Raw genomic sequence first — 24230 nt, forward strand, 5'->3', positions numbered from 1 at the left:
CTGAGCACCGGGGAGCCGGGAGCCGGGCCCCGCGGGAGCCGGCGCTACGCGGGCGTGAGCCCCGGGTTCCCGGCCTCGGTGACGAAGGAGGCGGCCGTGGTGAGGGGCGCGCCGGGGGTGGTGACGGCCGAGACCGTACGGAAGTCGGCGCGCGCCTCCTTCGTGCCGAGGGTGATGCGGGCGTAGCCGCGGCGCCCGTTGTAGAACTTCATGTGCGGGTTGGCCTGCGTCTGGTTGTTCCAGTTGGCGGGCTTGTCCGCGCCGTCCTTGCCGCTGGTGATGGACGTGGCGACGATCTCCGTACCGATGGTGCGGGAGTCCGGGTCGTCGAAGTCCCGCTTGAGGTCGAAGCCGTAGCCGACGTGCACATCGCCGGTCAGCACCATCAGGTTGCCGGCCCCGGCGGCCTCCGCGCCGTTCAGCAGCCGCTGCCGGGAGGCCGGGTAGCCGTCCCAGGAGTCCATGGACAGCTTGAAGGCGTCGGTGGGCACATCGCGCCGCTGGGCGAAGGTGACCTGCTGGGGCACGACGTTCCAGGTGGCGCGCGAGGCGTGCCAGCCGTCGATCAGCCAGCGCTCCTGGGCGGCGCCCGTCATGGTGCGCGAGGGGTCCTCGGACTCCGGTCCGGGGACCTTCCAGCCGTCCCCGTAGGCCTGGTTGCTGCGGTACTGGCGGGTGTCGAGGATGTCGAACTGGGCGAGCCGGCCGAACCGCAGACGGCGGTAGAGCCGCATGTCGGGTCCGGTGGGCCGCTGCGGGGTGCGCAGCGGCTGGTTCTCCCAGTAGGCGCGGTAGGCGGCGGCCCGGCGCAGCAGGAACTCCTCCGGGGGGACGTCGTTCTCGGGGGTCCCGCCCGCGTAGTTGTTCTCGGTCTCGTGGTCGTCCCAGGTGACGACGAAGGGGTGTGCGGCGTGGGCGGCCCGCAGGTCGGGGTCGGACTTGTAGAGGGCGTACCGCAGCCGGTAGTCCTCCAGGGTGATCGTCTCCCGGTTGTAGTGGGCGGGGAGCCTGCGGTCGGTGTAGTTGCGGGCGCCGCCCGTCGCGGTCACCGCGTACTCGTAGAGGTAGTCGCCTAGGTGGAAGACCACGTCGACGTCCTCCTCGGCGAGGTGCTTGTAGGCGGTGAAGTAGCCGTCGTGGTACGCCTGGCAGGAGACCGCGGCCAGGGTCAGCGAGCTGGTGCGGGCGCCGGCCGAGGGGGCGGTGCGGGTCCGGCCGACCGGGCTGATCCAGCTTCCGGTGCGGAAACGGTAGTAGAGGGTGCGGTCGGGGTCGAGACCCTTGATGTCCGCGCGGACGCTGTGGGCGAACTCCGGGTGGGCGGTGACCGATCCGCGACGCACGATGCGGCGGAAGCGCTCGTCGCGGGCCAGCTCCCAGCGGACCTGGACGCGGACGGCGGGCAGCCCGCCGCCGGCCTCGTAGGGGCGCGGCGCCAGTCTCGTCCAGAGCAGTACGGAGTCGGGGAGCGGGTCGCCGGAGCCGACGCCCAGCGTGAACGGGTCCTCGGTGATCTTCCGGGCGTCGAGCTCCGCGGCGCTCGCGGCGCCCGCGGTCGGCAGGTTGACCGCGAAGGCGAGCGCGGCGGCGGCGCCGGTCGCGGTGAGGAAGCGACGGCGGCCCACCCCGTCCCGGAGGCTCCGGGCGGCGGTGCGGAGTTCCGCCGCATGGTCCTGCTGACCGGGCGCGGTGCTGAACGGTGCGAGTGTCATGTGCCCCTCCCCTGACGGCTGTTGTCCACGTCATTGGAACGCCGGGCGACGTCCTGCTGTTGTCGGGTGCACAACATTCTCATGGCGGCTCGATGAGCACCATGTGCCACCTGTGGCCAGGGCCTTTCGTTCGGGCGGCCCCGCACGGGCCGTACGGCATGCCCGCCACCTCCCGTACGCTGCCGGGCCATGAACACTGTGCAGAGGGTTGCCGTCGTCACCGGTGCGGGTTCGGGAATCGGACGGGCCGTCGCGCTCGCCCTCGTGGGCGCGGGCTGGTCGGTCGCGCTTGCGGGGAGGCGGGCGGAGGCCCTGGAACGGACGGCGGAGGCCGCCGCTTCGCCGGACGTGCTGAGCGTACGCACGGATGTGACCGACCCGGACGACGTCGGCGCGCTGTTCACCTCCGTCCGGGAGCGATTCGGCCGTCTGGACCTGCTCTTCAACAACGCGGGCACGTTCGGCCCCGCGTCGGTCCCGGTCGAGGACCTCGCGTACGAGGACTGGCGCAGGGTGGTGGACGTGAATCTGACGGGGGCGTTCCTGTGCGCGCAGGCGGCGTACCGGCAGATGAGGGAGCAGGACCCGCGGGGCGGACGGATCATCAACAACGGCTCGGTCTCCGCACACGCGCCGCGCCCGCACTCCATCGCGTACACCGCGACCAAGCACGCGATGACGGGCCTGACGAAGTCGCTGTCGCTGGACGGGCGTCCGTACCGGATCGCCTGCGGGCAGATCGACATCGGCAACGCGGCGACGGAGATGACCGGGCGGATGACGGCCGGCACCCTCCAGGCCAACGGTGAACTGGCGGTGGAGCCGGTGATGGCGGCGGCGGACGTGGCCCGGACCGTACTGCACATGGCGGAGCTGCCGCTGGAGGCGAACGTGCAGTTCGCCACGGTGCTGGCGACGACGATGCCGTACGTCGGGCGGGGCTGACGCCCGACGTCGACCGTTCCTGCCGGAACTCACCGTCATATGAAAGGTTTTGCGGATTTGACCATCCGACCGCCGCACGGGGGTGCGATGGCCGTATGCTCCAACCCTTGAGCTTCACCGGAACTACACATAAGGACCACAGCATGCGCATACGCACCGCTGCGCCGATCGCCCTGGCCGCCGCCACCGCTCTGGCCGGCTCGCTCCTCGCCACGGCACCGGCCTCGGCGGCCGCCCATCAGGGCGGGCTGCACCTCGGCAAGATCCAGTACGACAGCCCCGGCAAGGACACCCGGTCGAACAAGTCCCTCAACGCCGAGTGGGTGGACATCCACAACAACGGCAAGAAGAAGCTTCAGCTCAAGGGCTACAAGCTGAAGGACAACACCGGCTACACCTACACCTTCGGCAGCTACACCGTCGGCGCGGGCAAGACCGTCAAGGTCCGCACCGGCAAGGGCAAGAACGCCTCGGGCAGCGTGTACTGGAACCGCGGCTCGTACGTCTGGAACAACACCGGCGACAAGGCCCGGCTGGTCAAGCCGAACGGCAAGCTCCAGGACTCCTGCTCCTGGAAGAAGGCCGGCAAGGGCGCCATCAACTGCCACTGACCCGTCGGCGGGCGACCCCCGCCCCGGCCGCCGCGGTCCGTGGAGACCGCGGCGGCCATGCGGCCAGGGCGGGAATGCGTCACCGGGCGGGGCGGTTGAGCTGCCACATGAGCGACAGCCGCGAGCGGAACGAGAGCCGGAGCCACAGCCGGGACCTGGACCAGGGCCTGGGCCAGGACCGGGACCAGAGCCGGAGCCACAGCCAGGACCGGGACCCCGTTCCCTTCCCTCTCCCCGAAGTCCTTCACTACACCGCCTTCTCCGCCGACCCGGACGGCGGCAATCCGGCAGGCGTCGTCCTGGACGCGTCCGGCCTGGACGACGCGGGGATGCTGGCCGTCGCCGCGGAGCTCGGGTACAGCGAGTCGGCGTTCCTGACGGAGCGGACCGGCGACGCGGCCTACACGATCCGCTATTTCAGCCCGAAGGCCGAAGTGCCCTTCTGCGGCCATGCCACGGTCGCGACCGCCATCGCCCTCGCGGACCGCGACGGCCCCGGCGACCTGGTGTTCACCACCGCAGCCGGCCCGGTTCCGGTCACCGTCGTCCGGGAGGGCGACGAGCTGCGGGCCACCCTGACCAGCGTCGACCCGCACATCACGGACATCGGTCCGGCCGACCTGGCGGAGGCGCTGGCCGCGCTGGACTGGCCCGCCGCCGACCTCGACCCCGCCCTGCCGCCCCGGATCGCCTACGCGGGCGCCCGGCACCTGGTGGTGGCCGCCGCGAGCCGCGAACGGCTGGCGGACCTCCATTACGACTTCGCCCGGCTCGAAGCGCTGATGCGCCGGCTCGACCTGACGACGCTCCAGCTGGTGTGGCGCGAGTCCGGGAGCGTCTTCCACGTCCGCGACCCGTTCCCCGTCGGCGGCGTCGTCGAGGACCCGGCGACCGGCGCGGCGGCGGCCGCCTTCGGCGCGTACGTACGTGACCGGGGCCTCGTCCCGGGCACCGCCGTCCTGACCCTGCACCAGGGCACGGACATGGGCCGGCCCGGCACGCTCACCGTCGAACTGCGCGAGGGCGACGCCCGGATCAGGGTCACCGGGACGGGCACCCGGATCGGCTGAACGTCAGCCGATGACAGCCCCGGCCGCTGACCCGGCCCCTGCCTCGGCCCCTGAGACGTACGTGAACCACCGCGCCGTCTCCTCCGGGTCGAGGGCGCGCTCCAGTACGGCATCGCCGCGCATGCCGGGGAAGAACCGCCCGGCGGGCCAGGAGCGCTCGCGGGACGGGCTGTCGAGCACCAGCAGCCGGACGCCGTCGACGACCGGGATGTCGGCCGGGGTCCCCTCGTTCCGGATCGGGCCGCCGTCCGGTGCCATCAGGTCGAACGAGCCCACGGTGCCGGCCTGACCCGGGGTGTCGCGGCAGACGGCGGCCTCCTGGGCCGACGGCGCGCGGCCGGGGACATGCCCGCCGCCGATCAGCGCGTCGGCGAGCAGGGTGTGCAGCTGGAAGTTGTCACCGATGCCGGAGATCCGCAGGGCGTAGCCGGTGCCGGATTCCCGGTGCAGGACGATCAGCGGTTCGTCGTCCTTGACCAGCAGCGCGTACGAGAGGGAGGTGAACCGCCGGCCGGACGCCCGCTCCACCACATCGAGCAGCCGCAGCAGTTCGTCCCGCTCGACCGGTCCCCGCCGCACGTCGGCGTGGTTCAGCATCGCCGCGGCGGCCATCTCCCACTGCGGCAGCGTCCACCAGCCGACGGCCGCCTCGAAGCCCGCCCGCTCGACGATCTCCTCGCCGGGCTCGTCGCCGTCCGGGGCGGGGAAGTCCCCGCCGCCGGTCGCGGCCCACGCCTCGGCGAACCGTCCGGCTTCCGTCAGCGCCGTACGCAGCCCGGCGAGCACCCCCGGGGCGCAGCGCCCGGCGTCCGCGCCGCGCTCGACACAGGCCCCCGCGAGCACCGCGACGACGGCCCTCGGGCCGGGCGGCACGTCGGCCAGCACGGCGGCGAGCCGCGGCCCGCCGTCCAGGAGCTCCGCCTCCCGCGCCTGGCCGAAGGTTTCCTGGAGGCGGACGAAGGCCTTGCCGGACCGCTTGGCGTCCTGGGCCGCGAGCGCGGCCTCGAAGTCCGCGACGGCGCTCTCGAACCGGGCTTTCCCGAATATCATTCCGGCACTTTATCGACATGCCGTCGCGGTGCCGCCGCCCGGTCGGCCCGTACCGGGCTCACCGTACGAACACCCCCGCACGCGCGGCGGCCGCCGCCGCTTCGGCCGCCCGGTCGGCGGCGGCCTCGTCCAGGGGCCCGCCACTGGCCAGCAGCCGGTAGTACAGGGGCGCCGAGACGGCGGCGATCACCTCGCCCGGGTCCGTTCCCGAGGGCAGCTCACCGCGCGTGACCGCCGCCTCCACACAGCCGGCCCACTCCTGGATCCGGACGGCGTAGAAGCGGTGCAGCGCGTCGGCCGTGCGCGCGTCACAGGTGGCCGCGGCGATCACCGAGGCGAAGAGCGCCCCCTGGCGCGGGTCGGTCAGCGTCCGGACCACCAGCCGGGCGTTGGCCTTCAGATCCTCGTCCAGCGAGCCGGTGTCGGTGCGCGGCACGGACTGTTCCGCCATGTCCGCGAGGAGGTCGGCGACCAGTCCGGCGGGCGTGGCCCAACGGCGGTAGACGGTCGTCTTGCCCACCTCCGCCCGGCGGGCGACCTCGGCCAGGTCGAGCCGGTCGAAGCCGTGCTCGGCCAGCGCGTCGCCCGCCGCCCGCAGGACCGACTCCCGCACCCGGGCGGTACGGCCGCCGGGCCGCACGGTCCCCGGCTCCACTCCTCCGGCACCCACACCCTCATCATCCATAACGGGTCTCCAGTTCCATTAGTAATCCTTCTCCTGCTACGGTGACGCCACCTTAACGGAACCGCAGAACCATTAAAGCGGCAGCCTCAGGAAAGGGCACCTCATGTCCGCGTCCGGTACGACCCCGCTCACCCCGGCCCCCGAACCCGCCCCCGGCCTCGCCGGCGTACCCGCCCCGCCCACCGCACCACCGTCGGACAGCCGCATGACGGGCCGCCAGAAGCTCGTGCTCACCCTTCTCCTCGGCGCCCAGTTCATGGTCGCCGTGGACTTCTCGATCCTGAACGTCGCCCTGCCCGTCGTCGGCGAAGGGCTCGGCTTCTCGCTCTCGCACCTCCAGTGGATCGCCACCTCGTTCGCACTCGCCGCGGCCGGGTTCACCCTGCTGTTCGGCCGCGTGGCCGATCTCGTCGGCCGCAAGCGCCTGTTCATCGGCGGCATGGTCGTCCTCGGCCTCTCCTCCGCTCTCGGCGGCCTCGCCACCTCGCCCGAAGTCCTGCTCACCGCGCGGGTGCTGCAAGGTCTGGCCACCGCCGCTGTCACTCCGGCCGGTCTCGCCCTGCTCACCACCGCGTTCAAGGAGGGCCCGCTGCGCGAACGCGCGCTCGGACTCAACGGCGCCCTGATGTCCGCCGGATTCACCGCCGGGGCCATCCTGGGAGGTCTCCTCACCGACCTGCTCTCCTGGCGCTGGGCCTTCTTCATCAATGTGCCGGTCGCCGCGCTCGTCGTCGCCCTCGCCCCGTCCATGATCACCGACTCCCGGCCCACCGGACGGCCGAAGCTCGACGTGCCGGGTGCCATGACCGTCACCGGCGGACTGCTCCTCCTGGTGTTCGGCCTCACCCGGGCGGGCGAGACCGGCTGGACCACCCCCACCACGCTCGCCGCGCTGATCGCCGGAGCCGTACTGCTCGTCGCGTTCGTCCGCGTCGAGCGAAGGGCCACAGCTCCCCTCGTCCCCGTGCGCATCCTGAAGCGGCGCAGTGTCATCTGGGGCAACACCGCCGGGCTGATCGCCTTCGCCACCGAGACCTCGCTGGTCTTCCTGCTCACCCTGTACCTCCAGGAGGTCCTCGGCTACTCCCCGCTCGCCACCGGTCTCGCCTTCGGCGTCCTCGGCCTCGGCACCGTGCTCGGAGGCACCCTCGGCGGACGCGCGGTCGGCCGGTTCGGCAACCGGCGCACCATCATGACCGGCGGTGCCGTGCAGGCCGTGGCCACGATCGCGCTGGTGGCGCTGGGCACCTCCGGGTCCTGGATCTGGCTGCTGCTGGTGGCCACGTTCATCGGCGGTGTCGGCAACATGCTGATGATCGTGGGCTTCATGGTCACCGCCACCTCGGGCCTGCCCGACGAGGAGCAGGGGCTCGCCACCGGTCTGGCGACGATGACCCAGCAGGTCGGCATCACCCTGGGCATCCCGGTCATGAGCGCCGTCGTCACCGCCCGGACGGGGGCGGCGACAGGGCCGGACGCCGTGCTGTCCGGGGTCTCGACCGCGATCCTGGTCAACTCCGTACTGGTCCTGGCCGGCTCGCTGCTCGCCGGAACCCTGCTCACCCGGCGCGGCGGGCGGTCCGCTGAACACGGACCGGCCCACAGGTGACATGGCACCGTCCATGGACTGAACGGAGAGACGTTACGATCGCGGACATCGCTGCCCGAAGGCTGCCGAGCCCGGTCGGGCCGCAACCGGGCCGCGGTCGAGCCGCAGCCGAGCCCAGGAGTACCGATCTTGTCCGCACCACGTATCGGCGTATCCATCGTGACCATGGGAGACCGTTCGCAGGCGGTCGAGGCGCTGCTGGCGTCGGTGGCCATGCAGGACGTCCGCCCCACCCGGCTCATGATCATCGGCAATGGTACGAAGCTCCCGGACTTCAGCGCCTTCCCCGGCCTGTCCGACCTGCCGGGCGGGGTGACCACGATCGAGCTGGACGAGAATCTCGGCTGCCCCGGCGGTCGCAACGTCGGCCTGCGCAGGCTCGCCGAACTGGGCGACGTGGATGTCGTCATCGAGCTGGACGACGACGGGCTGCTGGTCGACAAGGACGTGTTCCGCAAGGTCCAGGAGCTGTTCGCGGCGGATCCCGGCCTGGGCATCATCGGCTTCCGTATCGCCGACGAGCACGGCGAGACCCAGCGCCGCCACATCCCGCGGCTGCGTGCCACCGACCCGATGCGGCGCGGCCCGGTCACCGCGTTCCTCGGCGGCGGCCACGCCTTCTCCATGGAGATGCTGGCCCGGACCGGTCACTGGCCCGCGGAGTTCTTCTTCACCCATGAGGAGACCGACCTGTCCTGGCGGGCGCTCGAAGCGGGCTGGAAGATCCTTTACGAGCCCGACCTGCTGCTCCAGCACCCCAAGACCTCCCCGGCCCGGCACGCGGTCTACTACCGGATGACGGCCCGCAACCGCGTCTGGCTCGCCCGCCGCAACCTCCCCCTCCCGTTGGTCCCCGCCTACCTGGGCACCTGGACCCTGCTGACCGTGGCCCGCACCCGCTCGATGAAGGGCCTGCGCGCCTGGGCGGGCGGCTTCGCCGAAGGCGTGCGCACCCCGTGCGGCGACCGCCGCCCGATGCGCTGGTCCACGGTGTGGCGGATGACACGGCTGGGAAGGCCGCCGGTCATCTGACGGCGCGGGGCCTCAGGCCGCCCACCGGTAGAGCACGTCCGGCTCGTTCTCCTCGTTGCGCCCGCCGTCGTCGAACGCTGCCGCCGCGAACCCGTGCCGCTCGTAGAAGGCGCGGGCGCCGGTGTTGCGCTGGAACACGTACAGGCTGAGCCGCTCCGGGGCGGCCTGCCTGACCTCTGCCAGCAACCGGGTACCGATGCCCCGGCGCAGGGCGTCGGGGCGCAGATAGAGGTGGTCCAGCTCCTCCCCCGCGAGCGCGGCGAACCCGAGCGGTTCCACGGAACCGGAGTCGCCGCCCCCGCTCTCGGCGACCCAGACCGTGCTGTCGGGCAGCACGACGTGGGTGATCCACGCGAGCGTGTCCTCGTCGCTGTGGATACGGGGCAGATACGGCATGGCCGCGGCGCGCGAGGCGAGGAAGAGGCGGGTGATGGTCTCCGCGTCCTCGGCGGTGGCCCGGCGTACCCGTATCCCGCTGTGGTCCCGCTGCCCCGACCCGTACCGTGCCATTCGCCCAACCCCGTCTCTTTGCCGGACGTCCCGCCCACCCGTGCGGGTGCGGGACGGTGATCAGGGGTCAGGAGATCATGGAAAGGGCTTCCGCGGCAGTGAAATACCCTCCCGGAGGCCCGTGCCCCCGGGAGCGGAGAGGTGCTTCCGCGCGGGCAGCAGAAGCGGGGTGGCGAGCAGGAGAACGCCGGACACGGTGATCGCGGCGAGCGGGCCGGTGAGCGTGGCGAGCAGTCCCCAGATCACCATCAGGGCGGCGTGCAGGAGTTTGGTGACGGCACTCCAGGTACTGAGGATGCGGGCGGTGTGATCCGCGGGGGTCCGTCGGAGACGTTCCGTCGCGTAGATCGGGTTGAAGACACCCATGCAGGTGATCAGCAGGCCCTCGACGATGATCACAGTGAGGAGTCCGGGGATGCCCGGACCGATGAACGCGAGGCCGAGCGGGAAGAACGACCTCAGCCGGCCGGAGACGGTCATGACCCGGTACCGGCCGTAGCGGGCCACGAGGCGCGCCGAGAGCCGGGCGCCCACGAAGCCGCCGAGAGCCGGAACGCCGAAGGCCAGACCGTACTGCCAGGCCGGGAAGCGGTACTGGCCCAGCAGGAGCACGGACAGGAGCGGGACGGTGGCCATGATCAGACCGCCGACCAGGACCGAGTTGAGGAACAGGCGCCCGAGCACCCGGTCACGGAGGATCAACCGCAGGCCCGAGAGCAGACCGGCTCCGCGCGGCCCGGGGGTCCGGTCCCGGGGTGCCGCGGTGTCGCCCCCGCGGATGCGGAGCACTCCGAACGCGGACAGCAGGTAGCTGAGGGCGTCGGCCATGACGGTCACGACCGGGCCGAGCAGCCCGGTGAGCGCACCGCCCAGGGGCGGGCCCGCCGCGGTCGCCACCCAGCTCGTGCCCTCGAATCTCCCGTTCGCCACAAGCAGGTGATCGCCACGGACGAGATGCTTCAGATACGCGCCGGACGCGGCCGTGAACGCGATGCCCGCCGTCCCGGAGACGACCGAGACGACCAGCAGTTGCCCGTACGAGAGCACGCCCAGGACGGCCGCGGCGGGGACACTCGCCAGCGCGACGAACCGGATCAGGTCCATCGCGATCATCACCGGACGCTTGGCCCGGTGCTCGACCCACGGCCCGAGCGGGAACGCGACGACAGCCGCGACGGCGAGTCCGGCCGCCTCCAGGACCGACACGGCGAACGCCGATGAGTGGAGCACGCGCACCGCGATCAGCGGGAACGCGCCGAAGGCGATCCAAGAACCGTACGTACTGACGGCGTAGGCCGACCACAGCCGGCCGAAATCACGCCCCAGCTGCACACGCATGCGACTCCCCCGGGACAACCAAAAAGTGGGCCCCCGCATCACACAGGCCCTGCCGTCAGCGGATCAAACAACCGGCTCCCGGGCGAGCCACAACCATCGGTTGGGCATGACTACGCTGAAGAGATGGATACCGAGGTCGTGCGATCGTTCGTCCGCGCGGCCGAGCTCGGACAGCTGCAACAGGCCGCCGACGAGCTCGGCGTCACACAACAGGCCGTGTCGAAGCGGATCGCGGCCCTTGAGCGCGAACTCGACGTCCGGCTGTTCACCCGCACCGCCCGGGGCGTCGAGCTGACACTCGACGGCCAGGCGTTCCTCCCGCACGCCCGGAACATCATCACGGACGTCGACCGCGCCGTCACCGCGATCAGGCCGGGTTCGCGGGCCCTTCGGATCGACGTACTGGGCCTGCGGTCCGCGCAGGCCGTCCTTCTGCACGACTACTGGCGGTCGCGCCCCGGGACCGACCTCGACGTGGTGACCCTCAGGGTCGACGACCCGCGCGTGGCGGTCGCCGCCGTCCGGGCGGGCGAGATCGACGCCTCGTTCCGCTCGGTCACCGACCGGGCCGCTCTGCCGCAGGACGTACGGATGATCCCCGCGTTCGACTCCCCGCTGGAACTCCTCGTCGGCCCGCGGCACCCGCTCGCCTCCGCGCGAACCCTGACCCCGGCGCAACTGCGCCGGCACCGGATCTGGGTGCCGGGCATCGCACCGCGGAGCGAATGGGCGGAGTTCTACGATCAGCTCGCCACCGGCTTCGACCTCCGCATCGACGCCGCGGGCCCGAACTTCGGCAACGAGGTGCTCCTCGACATCCTCGCGGACTCCGCGGACGTGGCAACCCTCGTGGGCTCGCGCGACCGGTACCTCTGGCCGGCCGCCCACGACCTGCGCCGCGTCCCGATCGTGGATCCGACGCTCGCGTACCCGATCTCGCTCCTCTTCCCTCGGGCGAACCCGCACCCCGGACTCCGGGCGGTCATCAACCACTTCGAAAGCCTGGCACCGCTCCCCGGAGCAGTCTGGCGCCCGTCCTGGGCAACGGCCCCCCACCGCGACGGCGGACACCCCGGACACCCCTGACCGGGTCCGGCGCGGCGCGAGGGATCCTCCCGGGGAGGAGGGCGGCCGTACGGGTAGGGCGCTTCTGTAGCCACCTCGATGGATGCCTGAGGAGACGCCCCGGCCCGGAATGGCCCGGACGGGGGCTTCGTCGTTCCCAGGGTTCAGACCGGCTGCTCGATGCGCTCGAAGATGTCCGCGTCCGTCTCCTGCTGCCAGGCCGGCAGGCCGGCCCAGTCGGCGACGTATCCGGGCTTCGGGTCCTCAAAATGCTTGAACACCTGGGCGGTCCAGCAGATCGCGACGAAGCGGCCCTTCTGCTCACGCGTGGGCCGCGTGGCGTGCCCTTCGCTGATCCTGACGAAGTCGCGCACCTGTCCGTACACGGCGGCGGCCTCGCGCTCCCACTCGGGCGTCTCGTCCCACGGAGTGACGTAGCCGGGCTTCGGCTCACCGGGGTAATGCTTGTTCACACCGGCGATCCACGCCTCGCGGAAGATCCGACCGTCACTCATGCACGTGTCCCTCTCGTCATGCGGTGCGCGGAAGCGCCGCGATTCGGTGATCCAGATCCGAGACTCGGTCATCGGACATGAGCGGGGCAAGACGCCCTCGAAGTCCGTCCAGCTTCTTGCCGATGAATCCCGAGTTCGACCGGCCGGCCAGGCCGAGCACCGCCTGCGCGTACTGCACGACCTGGTCGACGTCACCCCGGTGGGCCCCGAGGACGGCAAGGTCGCTCAGTACGGCGGCGCGACGGCGCAGGGACAGCGGTTGGGCGAGGGCCACGGTGAGGGCATCCTCCGCGAGACCGGGACGACCGAGCTGGAGGTAGCAGGCCCCTCGTTCCTCGGGGAGGCGCGAACCGTCGAAGCGGAGCCAGCCGCCGTTGTGGGGAGTGGCCGTCGAGGGAGTGCACCTGCTCGGCTTCGTCGAGGGCCCGGGCGCAGCCGTCGATGTCGCCCATGGCCGCACACACCTGAGCCTGGACGGCGGCGACCCAGTGGCGGGTGGACAGCGCGCTGTCGCCCTGCCGGGCGATCCGGGAGGCCACCGCCAGCAGGGACCGGGCAGTGGGCGCACGGCGCGCGTACAGCTCGACGTAGGCGTGGCGGGTCATGGCACAGGCCCAGAGGTCGTGATCACCACCGGCGTGGGCCGCATGGGCAGCCAGCGTGTAGTACTGGGCGGCGTCGGTGTACCGGTTGGCGTCGAAGAAGAGCTCGCCGGCGAGCTGGTAGAGGTCGGCCGTCATGGTGCACAGCCGGGCCCGGTCCGCTGCGGTACGCGCCTCGGCCAGGCCCTGCGTCAGGACATCAAGCTGCTCGCGGACCGCCGGGTAGACAGCCGGCTTGGAGTCCGAGAGCGTGAAGACCTGCCAGAGGCTGCGGTGCAGTTCCTCCCCTGTCTCCAGGAGCGCCCCCACTGTGTGCCCTCGGGGGGCCTCGGCCGGACCGGGCAGGGTGACCAGCGCGCCCGCGACGGCGAGCAGGCCCATGACATCGCGGCGCTTCATATCGTCATCATCACCGTGGAGGAGGGGAGAGGTGTCAGGAAGCACGCCGATTTCGGCCGGCTGTTCTCGTGTTCGATGACGGTTCTCTTGAAGCCGGTGTCGACCCAGCTCTTGGAAGTAGGCCGAGCGCCGCTGGCGCACCCGACCTACTCACGTGCGTGCACAAGCTCGGCCTGCACGATAGGCGTCAGGCCAGCGAACCTCAGTGCCCCTCGGGGCCATCCCCGAGGGCGCGGCGAGCACGCGCCGGTGTCGGGCGCGTGCTGGCCGTGATCGGTTCACCTCCGCACAAGCGGGGATCGCTCCGTCGAGGAGTTCTCCGCCGTCGAACCGGTAGCAAGTGAGCGACACCTGACCTGCCTTCCGCGAAAGCAGCTCGACACGGCAGGATCGCAGCCATGAAGATTCTCGTACTCGGCGGAACCTGGTTCCTGGGGCGGGCCGTCGCCCAGACCGCGCTCGATCGCGGGTGGGAGGTGACGGTCTTCAACCGCGGCCGTTCCGGCACCACACCAGAGGGAGCCCGGCCGGTCCATGGGGATCGCACCGACGACGCAGACCTGGTTCGGTTGGCCGGTGAAGGCCCGTGGGACGCCGTGGTGGACACCTCCGCGTCCGAGATGGCGCCGCGCACCGTCCTCGCGGGAACCCGGGCTCTGGAGTCCGTGGCCGAGCGGTACGTCTACATCTCCACCGTGAACGCCTACCGCGGGTGGCCGAACGACGCGCTCGCCGAAGACTCCGAGGTCCTGGACGGACCGCCGGACGCCGACGCCGACTACGGCCGCCTCCCGAAGGGTTGGGACGGGCCGGACTGGTACTACGGGCGCCAGAAGGCCGGCGCGGAGCGGGCCACGACTGCCGCGTTCGGGGATGACCGGACGGTGATCCTGCGGCCAGGCGTCATCCTCGGTCCGGGCGAATACGTCGGCCGGCTTCCGTGGTGGCTCAGCCGGGCAGCGCGCGGCGGCCGGATGCTCGCCCCAGGGAGCCCGGACAAGACCATCCAGCCCATCGACGTACGCGACGTGGCCACCTTCGCTCTGGACCGGGCCGCCACCGACCAGGGCGGCGCGTACAACTGTGTCGCGCCTCTCGGCCGGGACACCATGGTGGATCTGCTCACCGCCTGCGCGCTCGCCACCGGAGGGGACGCGCAACTCGCTTGGGCCCCGGACAAGCTGCTCCTGGACCACGGAGTGAAGCAATGGACGGAGCTACCACTGTGGCGCACGCACGCCGGTGTGTGGAAGATCGAGTCCACGCGAGCGCAGGCGGCCGGTCTATTGTGCCGGCCACTGGCGGAGACCGTTGCGGACACCTGGGCGTGGCTCCGTGGCGGCGGCATGCCGGTGGAGCATCCTCGCTGGGCCGAGCATGGGATCACACCGGACAAGGAGGCTGTGATCCTGGAGGCGCTCGGCCGGTAGCGGTCAGGCTTCGATCGCGAGCGGGTTCACGGCGCCGAGTCGGCGGATCGGGGAGAGCGCGCTGAACTCCTCGATCTGCTCGGCCAGCTCCAGTGCCGCGGGGGCGTTGCGGAACTCGGGGCGCGTCAGTTCCATCCGGGCAGCCGTCAGTCGCTCCATCATGCCGGATCCCCTCCAGCTCGGCGGCACCTGGAAGACGGGCGTCAGGGCCTCCTGGGCGCCCTCCACCTGGTTACGGAGCAGCCGCGCGCGGGCCAGGTCAACGGCCGCCGGCCCTGACACCACGATCGGCTGGTCGTCGGCAGGCCGGGCGCGGAGCAGGGTGAGCGCCCTCGCGGCGAACTCCTCCGCGCCCTCGGCATTACGCAGCAGGAGGCATGTCGTCGCGTTGCTCATGGCAGTACGGGCGGCATCGAACCCGAACTCGCCGCCGATGTCGTCGTGCAGCTCGTCTCGACGGCCGCTGCTCTGGTCCAGTGCTTCGCGGATGGCCCGCTCAGCCTGGTCGGCGTTGCCCAGATGTCCGTGCGCGCGGGCCTCGATGGAGTACAGGCGGCGGCGTGCGGTGTCCCCCAGGTCGCCGAAGTGCTGAGCGTTCTTCGCGAGTCGTACGGCCTCGCTGGGACGGCCGTCCCAGAACGCCATGAAGGCCATCATGCCGTAGGCGTACGCCTGCACGGGTCCGCTGCCGATGGTCTTGCCGTACTGGGCGGAGGACCGGGCGAAGGTGACGGCAGGCTCCAGGGCTCCCAGGTCGAAGGACACGGCTGCGAGCATCGCGCTGGCCTGCGCCGCCGCATAGTAGAGGCGGGTGTGCTGCTCAGGGGACCGGGTCCGTTCGAGCAGCACCTGCGCCCGGTTCAGCAAGCTGGTCGCGTCCCGGTAGACCTCGTCGGGGGCGGTGCGGCCGTACCTTCGCGTCAGCTGGACCAGTTCGTCATGGAGTTGATCGAGGGTCATCTCGTCCAGGTGGAGCGAGGCGGCTTCACCCGCGTGTGAGGCGGCGTCCCGAGCGGTCATCAGCAGTTCACTTTCGTCGAGCACGGGCGGGGATGAGGCCCGGGTGGAGCGCTCCGGTTCAAGTTCCCGGACGTCGGAGGCTGAGCGAAGCAGGTCTCGCGCGGGCATCTGGAACATGCGCTCCAGTACCCGAGCAGTGGGAGCGTGGGGTGTCGTCTTGACTTCCCCGAACTTCAGGAAGCGCTCGTAGTGACGCGCCACGGGAGCAGGGGCGACGTCGTAGCCCTCGCTCCGTAACTGCTCAGCGACGCGGGTGTATTCGTCGCTGAATGCCTGGTGGGAGCGAATGCCCCGTCTCGTCGCCAGCGAGAACAACACCGTGCGCCGCTCCTCGTCCATGTCCCCTCCGCGGAATCGGTTGCTCCTCATGGGATACCGCGACGACCCTCCTTGTGAACTGCCCTTCGCCAGAAGGCGGGGAGATGTCATAACCGCGTCATCGTGTCACTCGAAAGGTCAGCCAGAAGTCACAACGGCGGCATAGTCACACCCTCCCTCTCGGCACAACGCTATGTGCTCGGATGGCGACGAGGAGGAGTCAATGGGGACGGCTACGGCGCCGAGCGCCACTCATGCGGCCGGGAACGGCTTAGCCGGTCGCGCAGGGATCCGGCTTCGCGGCAGTGACCGCCGGATCTCGACGACCGTGGAAGCGAAGTTCGACGTCGCTCCGCACGGCGTGCGAAGAGACGTGCCTTGCCCGGAGGCCCGTCGTGTGGGGGCCATGCGGCGCATCGCTCGTGCCTACCTCGCCCACCACGGCATGGCCGGCATGGAGTTCCCGGTGACACTCATCGTGTCCGAGCTGGTCACCAACGCGATCGTGCACGGCCAGGGGACGGAAGTCGGCTTCACCATGGCCTTCCGGGCCGACCATCTGTACATCGCCGCACGGAGCGACGGTCCCGGCATTCGCGCCCCTGATCACGCTCCCGCCGTCGATGACGAGCACGGCCGCGGTCTTCAGCTTGTGGCCTTCATGGTCAGCGAACTCGGAGGCATGTGGGGCATCGAGGACGACGGCACTACCGTCTCGTGCCATCTCCCCGTGGTGGTGCAAGGCCGGTGAGTATCACGATGGCCCCTGAGCGCCCGGCCGAGAAGTGGATCCCACCGCTCGACGCGGACGGCTTGAAGCTCGTCCTGGAACGGGTCAGGAACTGGAACCCGCTCGATGTCGAGGCTGTCTTCGACGACCTGGACACGGCAATCGGCAACCAGCCCCCGCCCGTTGCGACGATCCCCGCTCTGGTCGACCAGCTCCGCGGCCACCTGAAGCAGCTCAGCGACATCATCCTCGCGGACGAGGGGTACCCACCCACCCCGGACATGGTCCGGCTCGTTGCGCGAGGGCTCTCCCTGCGTGACGAGTTCATGCCGTTGGAGTACCAGCATGCTGTCGGCTTCGCTCGTCGCCTCGCCTTCACGACTGCTGATCTGAACGAAGAGCTGATCAATGCCCGCTACATCAAGGCGGCCGAATGATGCACGCCCCAACGCCTCCACGCACCCTCCCGTCACTGCCACGGTGGCAGCCGACCCACGGGACGCATACGGCTTCGACTACTACCAGCGGCGGATCGCGGACCGACGGCTCCTGGAGAGGAGCATCGCCGTGCGCACCCTCCGCCTGCCGTTTCTCGCCGTCCTCGTCGGGGCACGCGTCGGGGCGGGTACTTCCCCGTGTCGTGCCTCTGCTTCTGGATCAAGGTGCGTGAGCTCCTCCTGGAGCAGCCTGGTTTCCCCACCCCGCGCCTACGGTGGGCCGCCTACCCGGACGCCTGTCCCGCTGTCGAGTGGGGAGAGAGGCCGCCGGCTCTCTGGGGAGTCCGCGACGACGTCGCCCTCGGCCGCTCCTACGGCTACGGCTACGGCGAAGCAGCGATCCAGTTCGGACGAGCGCAGCGCCCCGGCTCGTCCCGTACATCACCCAGCGAGAGGGCGAGTACGGCGGGCTGGAGTCGGAACTCACGCTCAGTGTGAACGCCTTCGGCGCCGTGCGTCTCGCCTATGTGACGCTGCCCGACAACGTCACCGACGAGCTGCGCGCCGTGGAGTGGGTTCCCCTGAAGGTCGTCCCCGAGCACGCGCTCGACTACCAGGCCCGCCGGATCACGGAGGCCGTGAACGCGCTGCGCGCCGGGAACCGGCTGCCCATGCTCCTGCTCGGCGAGCGCGTTTCCGCCTGACCCCCGCCGCGTAGCGGCACACAAACTCCCGATCCCGGCCTGCATGTTCTCCGCGCTCTGCCCGGTCTCCCTGAAGTCCGGGGTGCAGGCCGGGGTCGGGTCCATAAGCGTTCGACCGTTCGAAGGAGCAAGCCGTGAAGAAGATGGCCCAAGCCCAGGTCGCCGCAACCCCGCCGCCGGAATACGGGCGCAAGTTCCTACCGCTCCTGTCGGCCCCGCAGTCCATGGCCCTCAAGCCGAAGCTCGCCGACGTGATCGAGTACCGGAAATCCGGCCTCTCGCTCAACCACGTGATCGGCTGCCCGCTGGAGTGCGGGTACTGCATCCGCCACCTGTACTCGAACTTCGACATGAAGGTGCCCAAGGCCCTGATGCCGGACGAAGAGGCGGTGCGGACCCTGACCAGCCACCGCTACTTCCGGCCCCACGTCACCCCGCTCCAACTGTTCAACAAGGCGACGGACCCGATGCTGCCGGTCGTCAAGCCGCACACGTTCAACACGCTTCGCCTGCTGGACGAGCACGGCCTGACCAACCACGTCCTCGTGATCACCCGGTGGAGGGTCACCCCCGAGGACTGCGAGATCCTCAACAGCTTCAAGAACATCAAGCTGACCGTCCTGGTCACGTACTCCGGCATCGCTCACACCGGGATCGAGCCGGTGGACTCGAACATCGCCGCCGCCAGCCTCAAGACCCTCTACGCGGCAGCCGAGTCCTACCGGACAATCTTCTACTGGCGGCCCATCGTGCCCGGCCTCAACGACAGGGACGAGCACCTCGCCACCGCCAAGGCCCTGTCCGAGCACGCCCACGCCACGGTCTTCACCGGCCTGTTCTTCCGTGACGAGATCGCCGCGTACTACGAGGAGAACGGCCTGCCCTCTCCCTACGAGGACACCGCCCGGCGCAAGATCATGCCCGAACAGACCGAGAGCCGCATCCTCGACCTGTTCCGCCGCCCCGCCGACACCGACGAGCCGTGGGGCCCCCTGTTCCGCAAGACCTCCTGCGCTGTGGCGTACGCCCACGGTCTGGCCGACTACAACGGCCACTTCGGAATCACCGAGCTGTGCGACATCTGCCCCAAGCGTCAACTCGGGCTGTGCGCGGCAGCGTGGCAAGCTCCGGCCGAGCCCGACGTAGTTCGGCTCGCCGCTGAGCTGGGGGCAACAGGGCCGGTGGAGATCACCGAACGGGCGATCATCACTGAAGGCTTGGACGAGCAGCCCCGCTACTACATGCAGCACGGCTACGGTTTCCAGGTCCACGACCGTGCCCATCCCCACCGCGAGCGTCGGCACGGCCGCGCCGAGATCGGGTGGAAGGGCAACCCGGAGGGAAATCCCGAGCATGAGCCCAATCACCTGGCCTGAACCCCTGTACGTGGTGGATGTCGAGGGGAACGGCGCTGCTCCCCCCGACCTGGTCGAGATCGCCCTGATCCCCATGGTCGGCGGACAGCCTCAGCCCGCGGACGCCCTGTCGTGGCTGATCCAGCCGCCCGTCCCGATCCCGCACCGCATCACCCGCATCCACGGCATCACCAACGCCATGGTCGAAGACGCCCCCACCTGGCAGGACATTGCGCCCAGGGTGCGGAGCCTGCTGGAGGGGGCATGGATCGCCGCCCACTCCGCCAGCGTCGAGTACGGCGTCCTGACCAGGCACCTGCCCGGATGGCAGCCCACCGGCGTCATTGACACCCTCCGCCTGGCCAAAGCCACCATCGGCGGCAAGGGCTTCGGCCTGGACGCGCTGATCGAGCGCACCAAAATCGACCTTTCGAATGTAGCAGGCACCCGGCACCGCGCCGCATACGACGCCCACGCAACCGCCCTGCTCCTGAACCACCTCGCCTCCCAGTGCGCATCCTGGGACGCCCTCGCCGCCAAGGCCGTCCCGCCCGGCATGCCGGGCCGGCCCTCCGCCAGCCCCGAAGAAGGAGACACCCTGTGGTAACCCGCATTGCCTTCACCGGCACACACTCCACCGGCAAGACGACCCTGATCCGCCGCATAGAAATGGAGCTGCGGGCCACCGGACTGAAGGTGACCCGCACCCCCGCCTCCTTCGCCGCGAAGGCCGCCGAGCTCGGCTTCCCCAAGCTCCAGAGGCAGACCCCCGAGTGCACCGAGTGGATCATCTCCGCCTCCGCCGCAGCGGTCGCCGAGGCCACGCTGAACGCCGAAGTGGTTCTCATCGACCGCTCCGCCGTCGACCCCCTCGCCTACTATCTGGCCGCCCTGGAACGCACCGGCCAGGACCCCGACCAGGCCACCGTGGACCGGCTCACACGCCTCGTGCAGGCCCACGCCGCCACGTACAACCTTCTGATCGCCACTGTCCTGGACCCGGCAATCCCCCTCGGCGACCACCGTGACCGCGACCTGGACTACCGGGAGGCCGTCGACCGCAGCGTTCACTCGCTGCTCAACACTCTCAACTTGCGCCACGAGCAGGTCACCAGCGCCGACTTCGCGGGCAACATCGCCGACACCCTTGCCCAGCACATCGGCGCACAGGCCGCCTCGTGAAGCCGCCCGCGGGCACCATCGCCCTCGCCGGAAAGCAGGTCTCCCGGCTCGGTCTCGGCACCATGCGCCTGACGGGCCCCGGCACTTGGGGAGACCCGATCGACCTGGACGCAGCCGCCGCACTCCTGCGCGAAGCGGTCCACGAGCACGGCATCACCCACATCGACACCGCTGACGCCTACGGTCCCCACACGGTGGAGCATCTCGTTCGGGACGTCCTGCACCCCTACCCGGAGCGGCTGTTGATCGCCACCAAGGTCGGCATGCTCCGCACCGGCCCGAACGAGTGGACGCCCCACGGCCACCCCGCCTACCTACGGGCGAGCGTCGAAGGCAGCCTTCGGCGACTGGGGGTGGACTGCCTCGACCTCTGTTACCTGCACCGCAATGACCCCCAGGTTCCGTTCCTGGATCAAGTCGGCGCCCTCGCAACCCTCCAGAAGGAGGGGAAGATCGCCCACGTCGGACTGTCCAAGGTCAGCCCGACACAGATCGGTCTCGCTGCAACGATCATCACGGTCGCGGCAGTGCAGAACAAGCTGAACGAGGCCCAGCCGAGCGACGCCCGCACCGCCACCTACTGCCGGACCAAGGGGATTCCCTACATCCCGTATGCACCACTAGGCACCGGAGCGCTGGCGCAGAACGGTGGCGCACCCAAGGCCCTGCGGTGGCTGCTCGACCTCGGGAAGAACGTCGCTCCGATTCCCGGCACCAGCGACCCGGCCCATCTGCGCGAAATCGTCGGCAGCCTCTCGTAAACGACCGTCCCAGCCGTGGCAGCACACCTTGCTAGGCGCTCGTGGACCCGACGCTCGCCGCCGGGAGGGGCCGCCCAGGATCCTCGCCCGGCGATCGCGCCTCGATCACCGCGTCTACGACCTCCCCGATAGCCGCGCGGGGAACGTCCTCGGCGCTTTCCGCGACCTCGGACTCCGACTCGGCGAGCACCTCATCCGTCGTCGGGCCGGTGTCCGGGACGACCGGATCGCTTTTCGCCTGCTCGGGTGACACAGGGGCGACGATTTCGTCCTCCCCCATGCTCTCCCCGCCGGCCGAGGCAGTAACAACGGCTTCAACCGCTACACCGATCGCCGCGTTCGAAACCTCGTCGGGTTCGTTTACGTCAGTCGGCGAGGTCTTCGAAAGTACTTGTCCGGTAAGGGGGTTGCGGACCGTCGCGGAAACCTTCGCCGGTTCCTCCGGGGAGGTCACCACCGAGCACACGACTTCCACGACGACTTCGAGCGTGGGCGTGATCCGAGATGTGGAGGTCAGTATCAGTTTGCCGTCCGGTGACTGTTCAACCCTTTGGGCAGCTCCTTCCCCCACGGCGATGCTGTCCATGAACCGGCTGAACGGGTTGAGGGCGTCCTTCATCGCCTCGCCTAGACCCTTGTCGTAAGGGTTCTCCCCGCTGTCCGGGTAGTAGGGCCCCTCCGAGGCGACCGCTGCACCCGCCTGTCCCTCACGGGACCGAGAGCCGCCCTCCGCGACCGGGGATTCCTGAGTGGGGCTCTTGGGTGTCGTGGCGGTGCCCTTGGCCTTCCCCGCCTCCTTCTGCCCCCTGTTCCCCTGGCTGGCCTTCCGCTCAGCGTCGGGCTTGGCCACAGGTTCCGTCTTGGTGCCTGCGGACTGGGTCTCTATCCCCTTCTCATCGGCTGACGTCGCCTTTTTGGCCTTGCGGTAGACCGGGCCGTTCGCGAGCACAAGCTCGCGGGTGTCGACAGTGACGGTTCCGTCTTCGTGAATCTGGACCTTGGCATCGTCGCCGTAGGCCAGGGCGTAGGCGTCGGCCTCGCTCAGGCCCCGTCGCATGCTCTCCTTGACGATCGCCTTGCGCTGTTCGTCGGTGAAGGGGACACCTGTGACACCACCGGCCCCGTCGCAGAGGGTCGTTCGCTCAGCCTTGGCGGGGTCGTCGGTGTAGATGTCTCCCGTCAGGACCGCGACGGTCTCTGGGCTGCGCTCGGTCGCCACGGCGTGAAACGTGGTGCCTGTGGCCAGGGAGAACGCCAGGCCCCCATAGCCGAGGAGCGCCGCCCTGCGGCCCTTCTCACCCTTGGCAGGGACAGCCAGGACTCTGGCAACTCTCCTGCCCGGCTTTCGGTGTGCTCGCTGAGCCATGGGGGGATCACCTGATTCCGGCCCCCATGGTCTAAACGCCAAGGGCGATTTAGACCATGGGAACAGGTGCTCGAGGACGCTCGATCGAGAGTGCTTCCGGTCACCTCTCGGAATGGGGTTCGAGCACCCCCTCGAGGGGCCTCAAGCAGCACTTTCGCCGCCACTTCATCGCCACACGATCGCCACAGCACACTGAAAAACAGCCCGAAGAAACGGACAAACAGGGAAAAATCTCGGGCGGCTCGATCGTGAAATGAGACCCCCCTAACCCACAAACATGCAGGTCAGAGCGGGTCCCACCCCCTCAGAAGGGGGTGGACAGACGAGTCGGGCTGTACGCCGGGTTCTGTCACCCGGTCGCCTCGCGGCGGCCGGGGAGACGGCCATCCATCTAGGACCGGCATTACTGCCGGCCTCGTGCGGTCTACCCGCGAACTCGGGCGAGCAGCCCTCGGACGTTCGCGCAGGGCCGTCCTGCGACGGCCCCTCTTGACCTTGCTCCGGGTGGGGTTTACCTAGCCGCCTGAGTCACCTCAGGCGCTGGTGGTCTCTTACACCACCGTTTCACCCTTACCCGGGACCGAGGTCCCGGGCGGTCTGTTTTCTGTGGCACTGTCCCGCGGATCACCCCGGGTGGCCGTTGGCCACCACCCTGCCCTGTGGAGCCCGGACGTTCCTCGGGGGGATCCGGGGATCCCCACGCGGCCGTCCGCCCGGCTCGTCTGCCGTGCCGACCATGCTACCGGGCCCGGCGGGCGGCTCGGACGGCGGTGCGGGAGGGCGCCGCTCAGGTGAAGGCCTCGACGCCGGTGTCCCAGGCCGCCTTGAGGTCGGCCCCCGGCGGGAAGCGGCCGTGGAGTTCCAGGACGACCATTCCGTGCGCGAAGGCCCAGGCCGCGCGGGCCCGGTGTTCGTCACCGCCGACGACGCGCAGGATCGGGGCCGCCGCGGCGGCCTCCACCCCCGGGGCGAGGGCCGCGCGGTCCAGGGGGCGGCCGGTGGTGAGGAGGTAGAGATGGGGGTGGGCCAGGGCGTAGGCGCGGTACGCGGCGGCCAGCGCCGGGAAGGAGCCGGGCGCGGCACGTTCCGCGGCTTCCAGGGCCTCGGCACTCTCCTGGAGCATCTCCTCGGCCAGCGCGGTCACCACACAGGACTTGTCGGGGAAGTGCTTGTACAGGGAGGGGGCCTTGATGCCCACCCGGTCGGCCAGGCGCCGCATGGTGAGGGCCTCGGGGCCCTCGTCCTCCAGAAGGGCGCGGGCGGCGGCGATGATCTGCCGGGGCCGGCCGATCGCGGGGCCGGTGGCGGGGTCAGTCACGCTGGAAGCCTTCCTTGGTGCGGAGTCCGTAGCCGAAGGCGCGATCGTACGAGATGTGCGCGACCCAGCCGTACAGGGCTGCCAGGGCCGGTGCCCAGGTCAGGGGCATGACCGCGTACGCCGCCAGCAGGGCGAGCGGGATCAGGGCCCGGTGGGCGGTGTTGTAGTACGGCACGGCGCGGGACTGGAGCTGGCCTCGGGCGTTACTACGGGCCTCCCCGACGCCGACAAGCATCGTCAGATCGGGCGCGATGAAGAAGGCCAGTGCGAGGAGTCCGGCGCTCCAGCCGTGGTCGACGCCCTCCATGACGGCGAGGGCGGACCAGAAGAGGGCACTCACGAGCCAGGCGGCACGGCGTGCGAGGGCCAGGCGCCCGCCCGCACCGGTGGCCTTACCGGCGGCAGCGGCGGTGGCCGTGGCAGTTGTGGCGGGGGCGGTTGTGGTGGCACTCATGACGGACCTCCC

25 protein-coding genes, 1 other RNA gene and 1 pseudogene are annotated in these 24230 nt (G+C 70.4%); 15 read left to right on the plus strand and 12 right to left on the minus strand.

The window, feature by feature from the left end:
• Positions 1–44: 44 nt before the first annotated feature.
• Positions 45–1712, minus strand: coding sequence for an alkaline phosphatase D family protein (locus ACIGJO_RS02370; RefSeq protein WP_399950819.1), 1668 nt, complete (start codon positions 1710–1712; stop codon positions 45–47).
• A 189-nt stretch (positions 1713–1901) separates the two neighbouring features.
• Here ACIGJO_RS02370 and ACIGJO_RS02375 point away from each other — a divergent pair, with 189 nt between their 5' ends.
• From ACIGJO_RS02375 to ACIGJO_RS02385, 3 genes are all read left to right on the plus strand, one after another.
• Entirely contained in the window at positions 1902–2657 is a 756-nt protein-coding gene (locus ACIGJO_RS02375) for an SDR family oxidoreductase (RefSeq protein ID WP_399950821.1), read from the plus strand.
• 143 nt (positions 2658–2800) lie between these two features.
• Positions 2801–3268, plus strand: a complete 468-nt coding sequence (locus tag ACIGJO_RS02380; protein ID WP_399950823.1) for a lamin tail domain-containing protein — start codon at positions 2801–2803, stop codon at positions 3266–3268.
• A gap of 107 nt (positions 3269–3375) precedes the next feature.
• On the plus strand, positions 3376–4338 hold the full coding sequence (locus tag ACIGJO_RS02385; protein ID WP_399950826.1) for a PhzF family phenazine biosynthesis protein: 963 nt from the start codon (positions 3376–3378) through the stop codon (positions 4336–4338).
• Positions 4339–4341: 3 nt separating this feature from the next.
• Here ACIGJO_RS02385 and ACIGJO_RS02390 read toward each other — a convergent pair whose 3' ends face one another.
• Both ACIGJO_RS02390 and ACIGJO_RS02395 read right to left on the minus strand, forming a co-directional pair.
• Positions 4342–5388: a hypothetical protein gene (locus ACIGJO_RS02390; protein ID WP_399950829.1), complete on the minus strand. Its 1047-nt coding sequence runs from the start codon at positions 5386–5388 to the stop codon at positions 4342–4344.
• A gap of 58 nt (positions 5389–5446) precedes the next feature.
• The gene (locus ACIGJO_RS02395) at positions 5447–6073 is read right to left on the minus strand and encodes a TetR/AcrR family transcriptional regulator (protein ID WP_399950832.1); all 627 of its coding nucleotides are present in this window, start codon (positions 6071–6073) and stop codon (positions 5447–5449) included.
• A 103-nt stretch (positions 6074–6176) separates the two neighbouring features.
• On the opposite strand from ACIGJO_RS02395, the gene ACIGJO_RS02400 reads away from it, so the two are divergent.
• Positions 6177–7682: an MFS transporter gene (locus tag ACIGJO_RS02400; protein WP_399950835.1), complete on the plus strand. Its 1506-nt coding sequence runs from the start codon at positions 6177–6179 to the stop codon at positions 7680–7682.
• A 129-nt stretch (positions 7683–7811) separates the two neighbouring features.
• Positions 7812–8714: a glycosyltransferase family 2 protein gene (locus tag ACIGJO_RS02405; protein ID WP_399950838.1), complete on the plus strand. Its 903-nt coding sequence runs from the start codon at positions 7812–7814 to the stop codon at positions 8712–8714.
• A 12-nt stretch (positions 8715–8726) separates the two neighbouring features.
• Here the strand turns inward: ACIGJO_RS02405 and ACIGJO_RS02410 are convergent, their stop codons facing one another.
• Together ACIGJO_RS02410 and ACIGJO_RS02415 are read right to left on the minus strand one after the other, a co-directional pair.
• Positions 8727–9224, minus strand: coding sequence for a GNAT family N-acetyltransferase (locus tag ACIGJO_RS02410; RefSeq protein WP_399950841.1), 498 nt, complete (start codon positions 9222–9224; stop codon positions 8727–8729).
• 75 nt (positions 9225–9299) lie between these two features.
• Positions 9300–10562, minus strand: a complete 1263-nt coding sequence (locus tag ACIGJO_RS02415) for an MFS transporter (RefSeq protein WP_399950844.1) — start codon at positions 10560–10562, stop codon at positions 9300–9302.
• 123 nt (positions 10563–10685) lie between these two features.
• Between ACIGJO_RS02415 and ACIGJO_RS02420 the strand changes: the two genes are divergently transcribed.
• Positions 10686–11648 (plus strand): LysR family transcriptional regulator, encoded by a 963-nt coding sequence (locus ACIGJO_RS02420; protein ID WP_399950847.1) that lies wholly within the window; start codon positions 10686–10688, stop codon positions 11646–11648.
• Between the two features lie 143 nt (positions 11649–11791).
• Here the strand turns inward: ACIGJO_RS02420 and ACIGJO_RS02425 are convergent, their stop codons facing one another.
• Positions 11792–12142: a hypothetical protein gene (locus ACIGJO_RS02425; protein WP_399950850.1), complete on the minus strand. Its 351-nt coding sequence runs from the start codon at positions 12140–12142 to the stop codon at positions 11792–11794.
• Between the two features lie 191 nt (positions 12143–12333).
• On the minus strand, positions 12334–13143 hold the full coding sequence (locus ACIGJO_RS02430) for a hypothetical protein (protein ID WP_399950853.1): 810 nt from the start codon (positions 13141–13143) through the stop codon (positions 12334–12336).
• Between the two features lie 398 nt (positions 13144–13541).
• Between ACIGJO_RS02430 and ACIGJO_RS02435 the strand changes: the two genes are divergently transcribed.
• Positions 13542–14573 (plus strand): NAD-dependent epimerase/dehydratase family protein, encoded by a 1032-nt coding sequence (locus tag ACIGJO_RS02435; protein ID WP_399950856.1) that lies wholly within the window; start codon positions 13542–13544, stop codon positions 14571–14573.
• 3 nt (positions 14574–14576) lie between these two features.
• Here ACIGJO_RS02435 and ACIGJO_RS02440 read toward each other — a convergent pair whose 3' ends face one another.
• Complete coding sequence (locus ACIGJO_RS02440; protein WP_399950859.1) at positions 14577–15932, minus strand: hypothetical protein; 1356 nt, start codon at positions 15930–15932, stop codon at positions 14577–14579.
• Between the two features lie 352 nt (positions 15933–16284).
• Between ACIGJO_RS02440 and ACIGJO_RS02445 the strand changes: the two genes are divergently transcribed.
• The 8 genes and pseudogenes from ACIGJO_RS02445 (at position 16285) to ACIGJO_RS02480 (ending at position 21080) form a co-directional block, all read left to right on the plus strand.
• Positions 16285–16662 (plus strand): ATP-binding protein, encoded by a 378-nt coding sequence (locus tag ACIGJO_RS02445; RefSeq protein WP_399951704.1) that lies wholly within the window; start codon positions 16285–16287, stop codon positions 16660–16662.
• Entirely contained in the window at positions 16659–17078 is a 420-nt protein-coding gene (locus ACIGJO_RS02450) for a DUF6415 family natural product biosynthesis protein (protein ID WP_399950862.1), read from the plus strand. Before ACIGJO_RS02445 ends, ACIGJO_RS02450 begins: the two co-directional genes overlap by 4 nt.
• Positions 17050–17576, plus strand: a pseudogene (locus ACIGJO_RS02455) (DUF6302 family protein). The gene ACIGJO_RS02450 and the pseudogene ACIGJO_RS02455 overlap by 29 nt, the downstream one beginning before the upstream one ends.
• Complete coding sequence (locus ACIGJO_RS02460; protein ID WP_399950864.1) at positions 17573–17782, plus strand: hypothetical protein; 210 nt, start codon at positions 17573–17575, stop codon at positions 17780–17782. Before ACIGJO_RS02455 ends, ACIGJO_RS02460 begins: the two are co-directional and overlap by 4 nt.
• A 143-nt stretch (positions 17783–17925) precedes the next feature.
• Entirely contained in the window at positions 17926–19158 is a 1233-nt protein-coding gene (locus ACIGJO_RS02465; protein ID WP_399951707.1) for a radical SAM protein, read from the plus strand.
• A complete protein-coding gene (locus ACIGJO_RS02470) occupies positions 19136–19744 on the plus strand; it encodes an exonuclease domain-containing protein (RefSeq protein WP_399950867.1) in 609 nt (202 codons plus the stop codon). Before ACIGJO_RS02465 ends, ACIGJO_RS02470 begins: the two co-directional genes overlap by 23 nt.
• Positions 19738–20319: an AAA family ATPase gene (locus tag ACIGJO_RS02475; RefSeq protein ID WP_399950870.1), complete on the plus strand. Its 582-nt coding sequence runs from the start codon at positions 19738–19740 to the stop codon at positions 20317–20319. Before ACIGJO_RS02470 ends, ACIGJO_RS02475 begins: the two co-directional genes overlap by 7 nt.
• Positions 20316–21080, plus strand: coding sequence for an aldo/keto reductase (locus ACIGJO_RS02480; RefSeq protein WP_399950873.1), 765 nt, complete (start codon positions 20316–20318; stop codon positions 21078–21080). The genes ACIGJO_RS02475 and ACIGJO_RS02480 overlap by 4 nt, the downstream gene beginning before the upstream one ends.
• Before the next feature lie 31 nt (positions 21081–21111).
• On the opposite strand, the gene ACIGJO_RS02485 is transcribed toward ACIGJO_RS02480, so the two are convergent.
• The 4 genes from ACIGJO_RS02485 to ACIGJO_RS02500 form a co-directional block, all read right to left on the minus strand.
• Entirely contained in the window at positions 21112–22446 is a 1335-nt protein-coding gene (locus ACIGJO_RS02485) for a hypothetical protein (RefSeq protein ID WP_399950876.1), read from the minus strand.
• 319 nt (positions 22447–22765) lie between these two features.
• Positions 22766–23167, minus strand: an RNA gene (rnpB, locus tag ACIGJO_RS02490) — RNase P RNA component class A.
• Between the two features lie 66 nt (positions 23168–23233).
• Positions 23234–23764: a TetR/AcrR family transcriptional regulator gene (locus ACIGJO_RS02495; protein ID WP_399950879.1), complete on the minus strand. Its 531-nt coding sequence runs from the start codon at positions 23762–23764 to the stop codon at positions 23234–23236.
• Positions 23757–24218, minus strand: a complete 462-nt coding sequence (locus ACIGJO_RS02500) for a DUF4260 family protein (RefSeq protein WP_399950882.1) — start codon at positions 24216–24218, stop codon at positions 23757–23759. Before ACIGJO_RS02500 ends, ACIGJO_RS02495 begins: the two co-directional genes overlap by 8 nt.
• Positions 24219–24230: the final 12 nt, after the last annotated feature.

This window comes from Streptomyces sp. NPDC079020 (assembly GCF_044542225.1).
GTDB lineage: Bacteria > Actinomycetota > Actinomycetes > Streptomycetales > Streptomycetaceae > Streptomyces.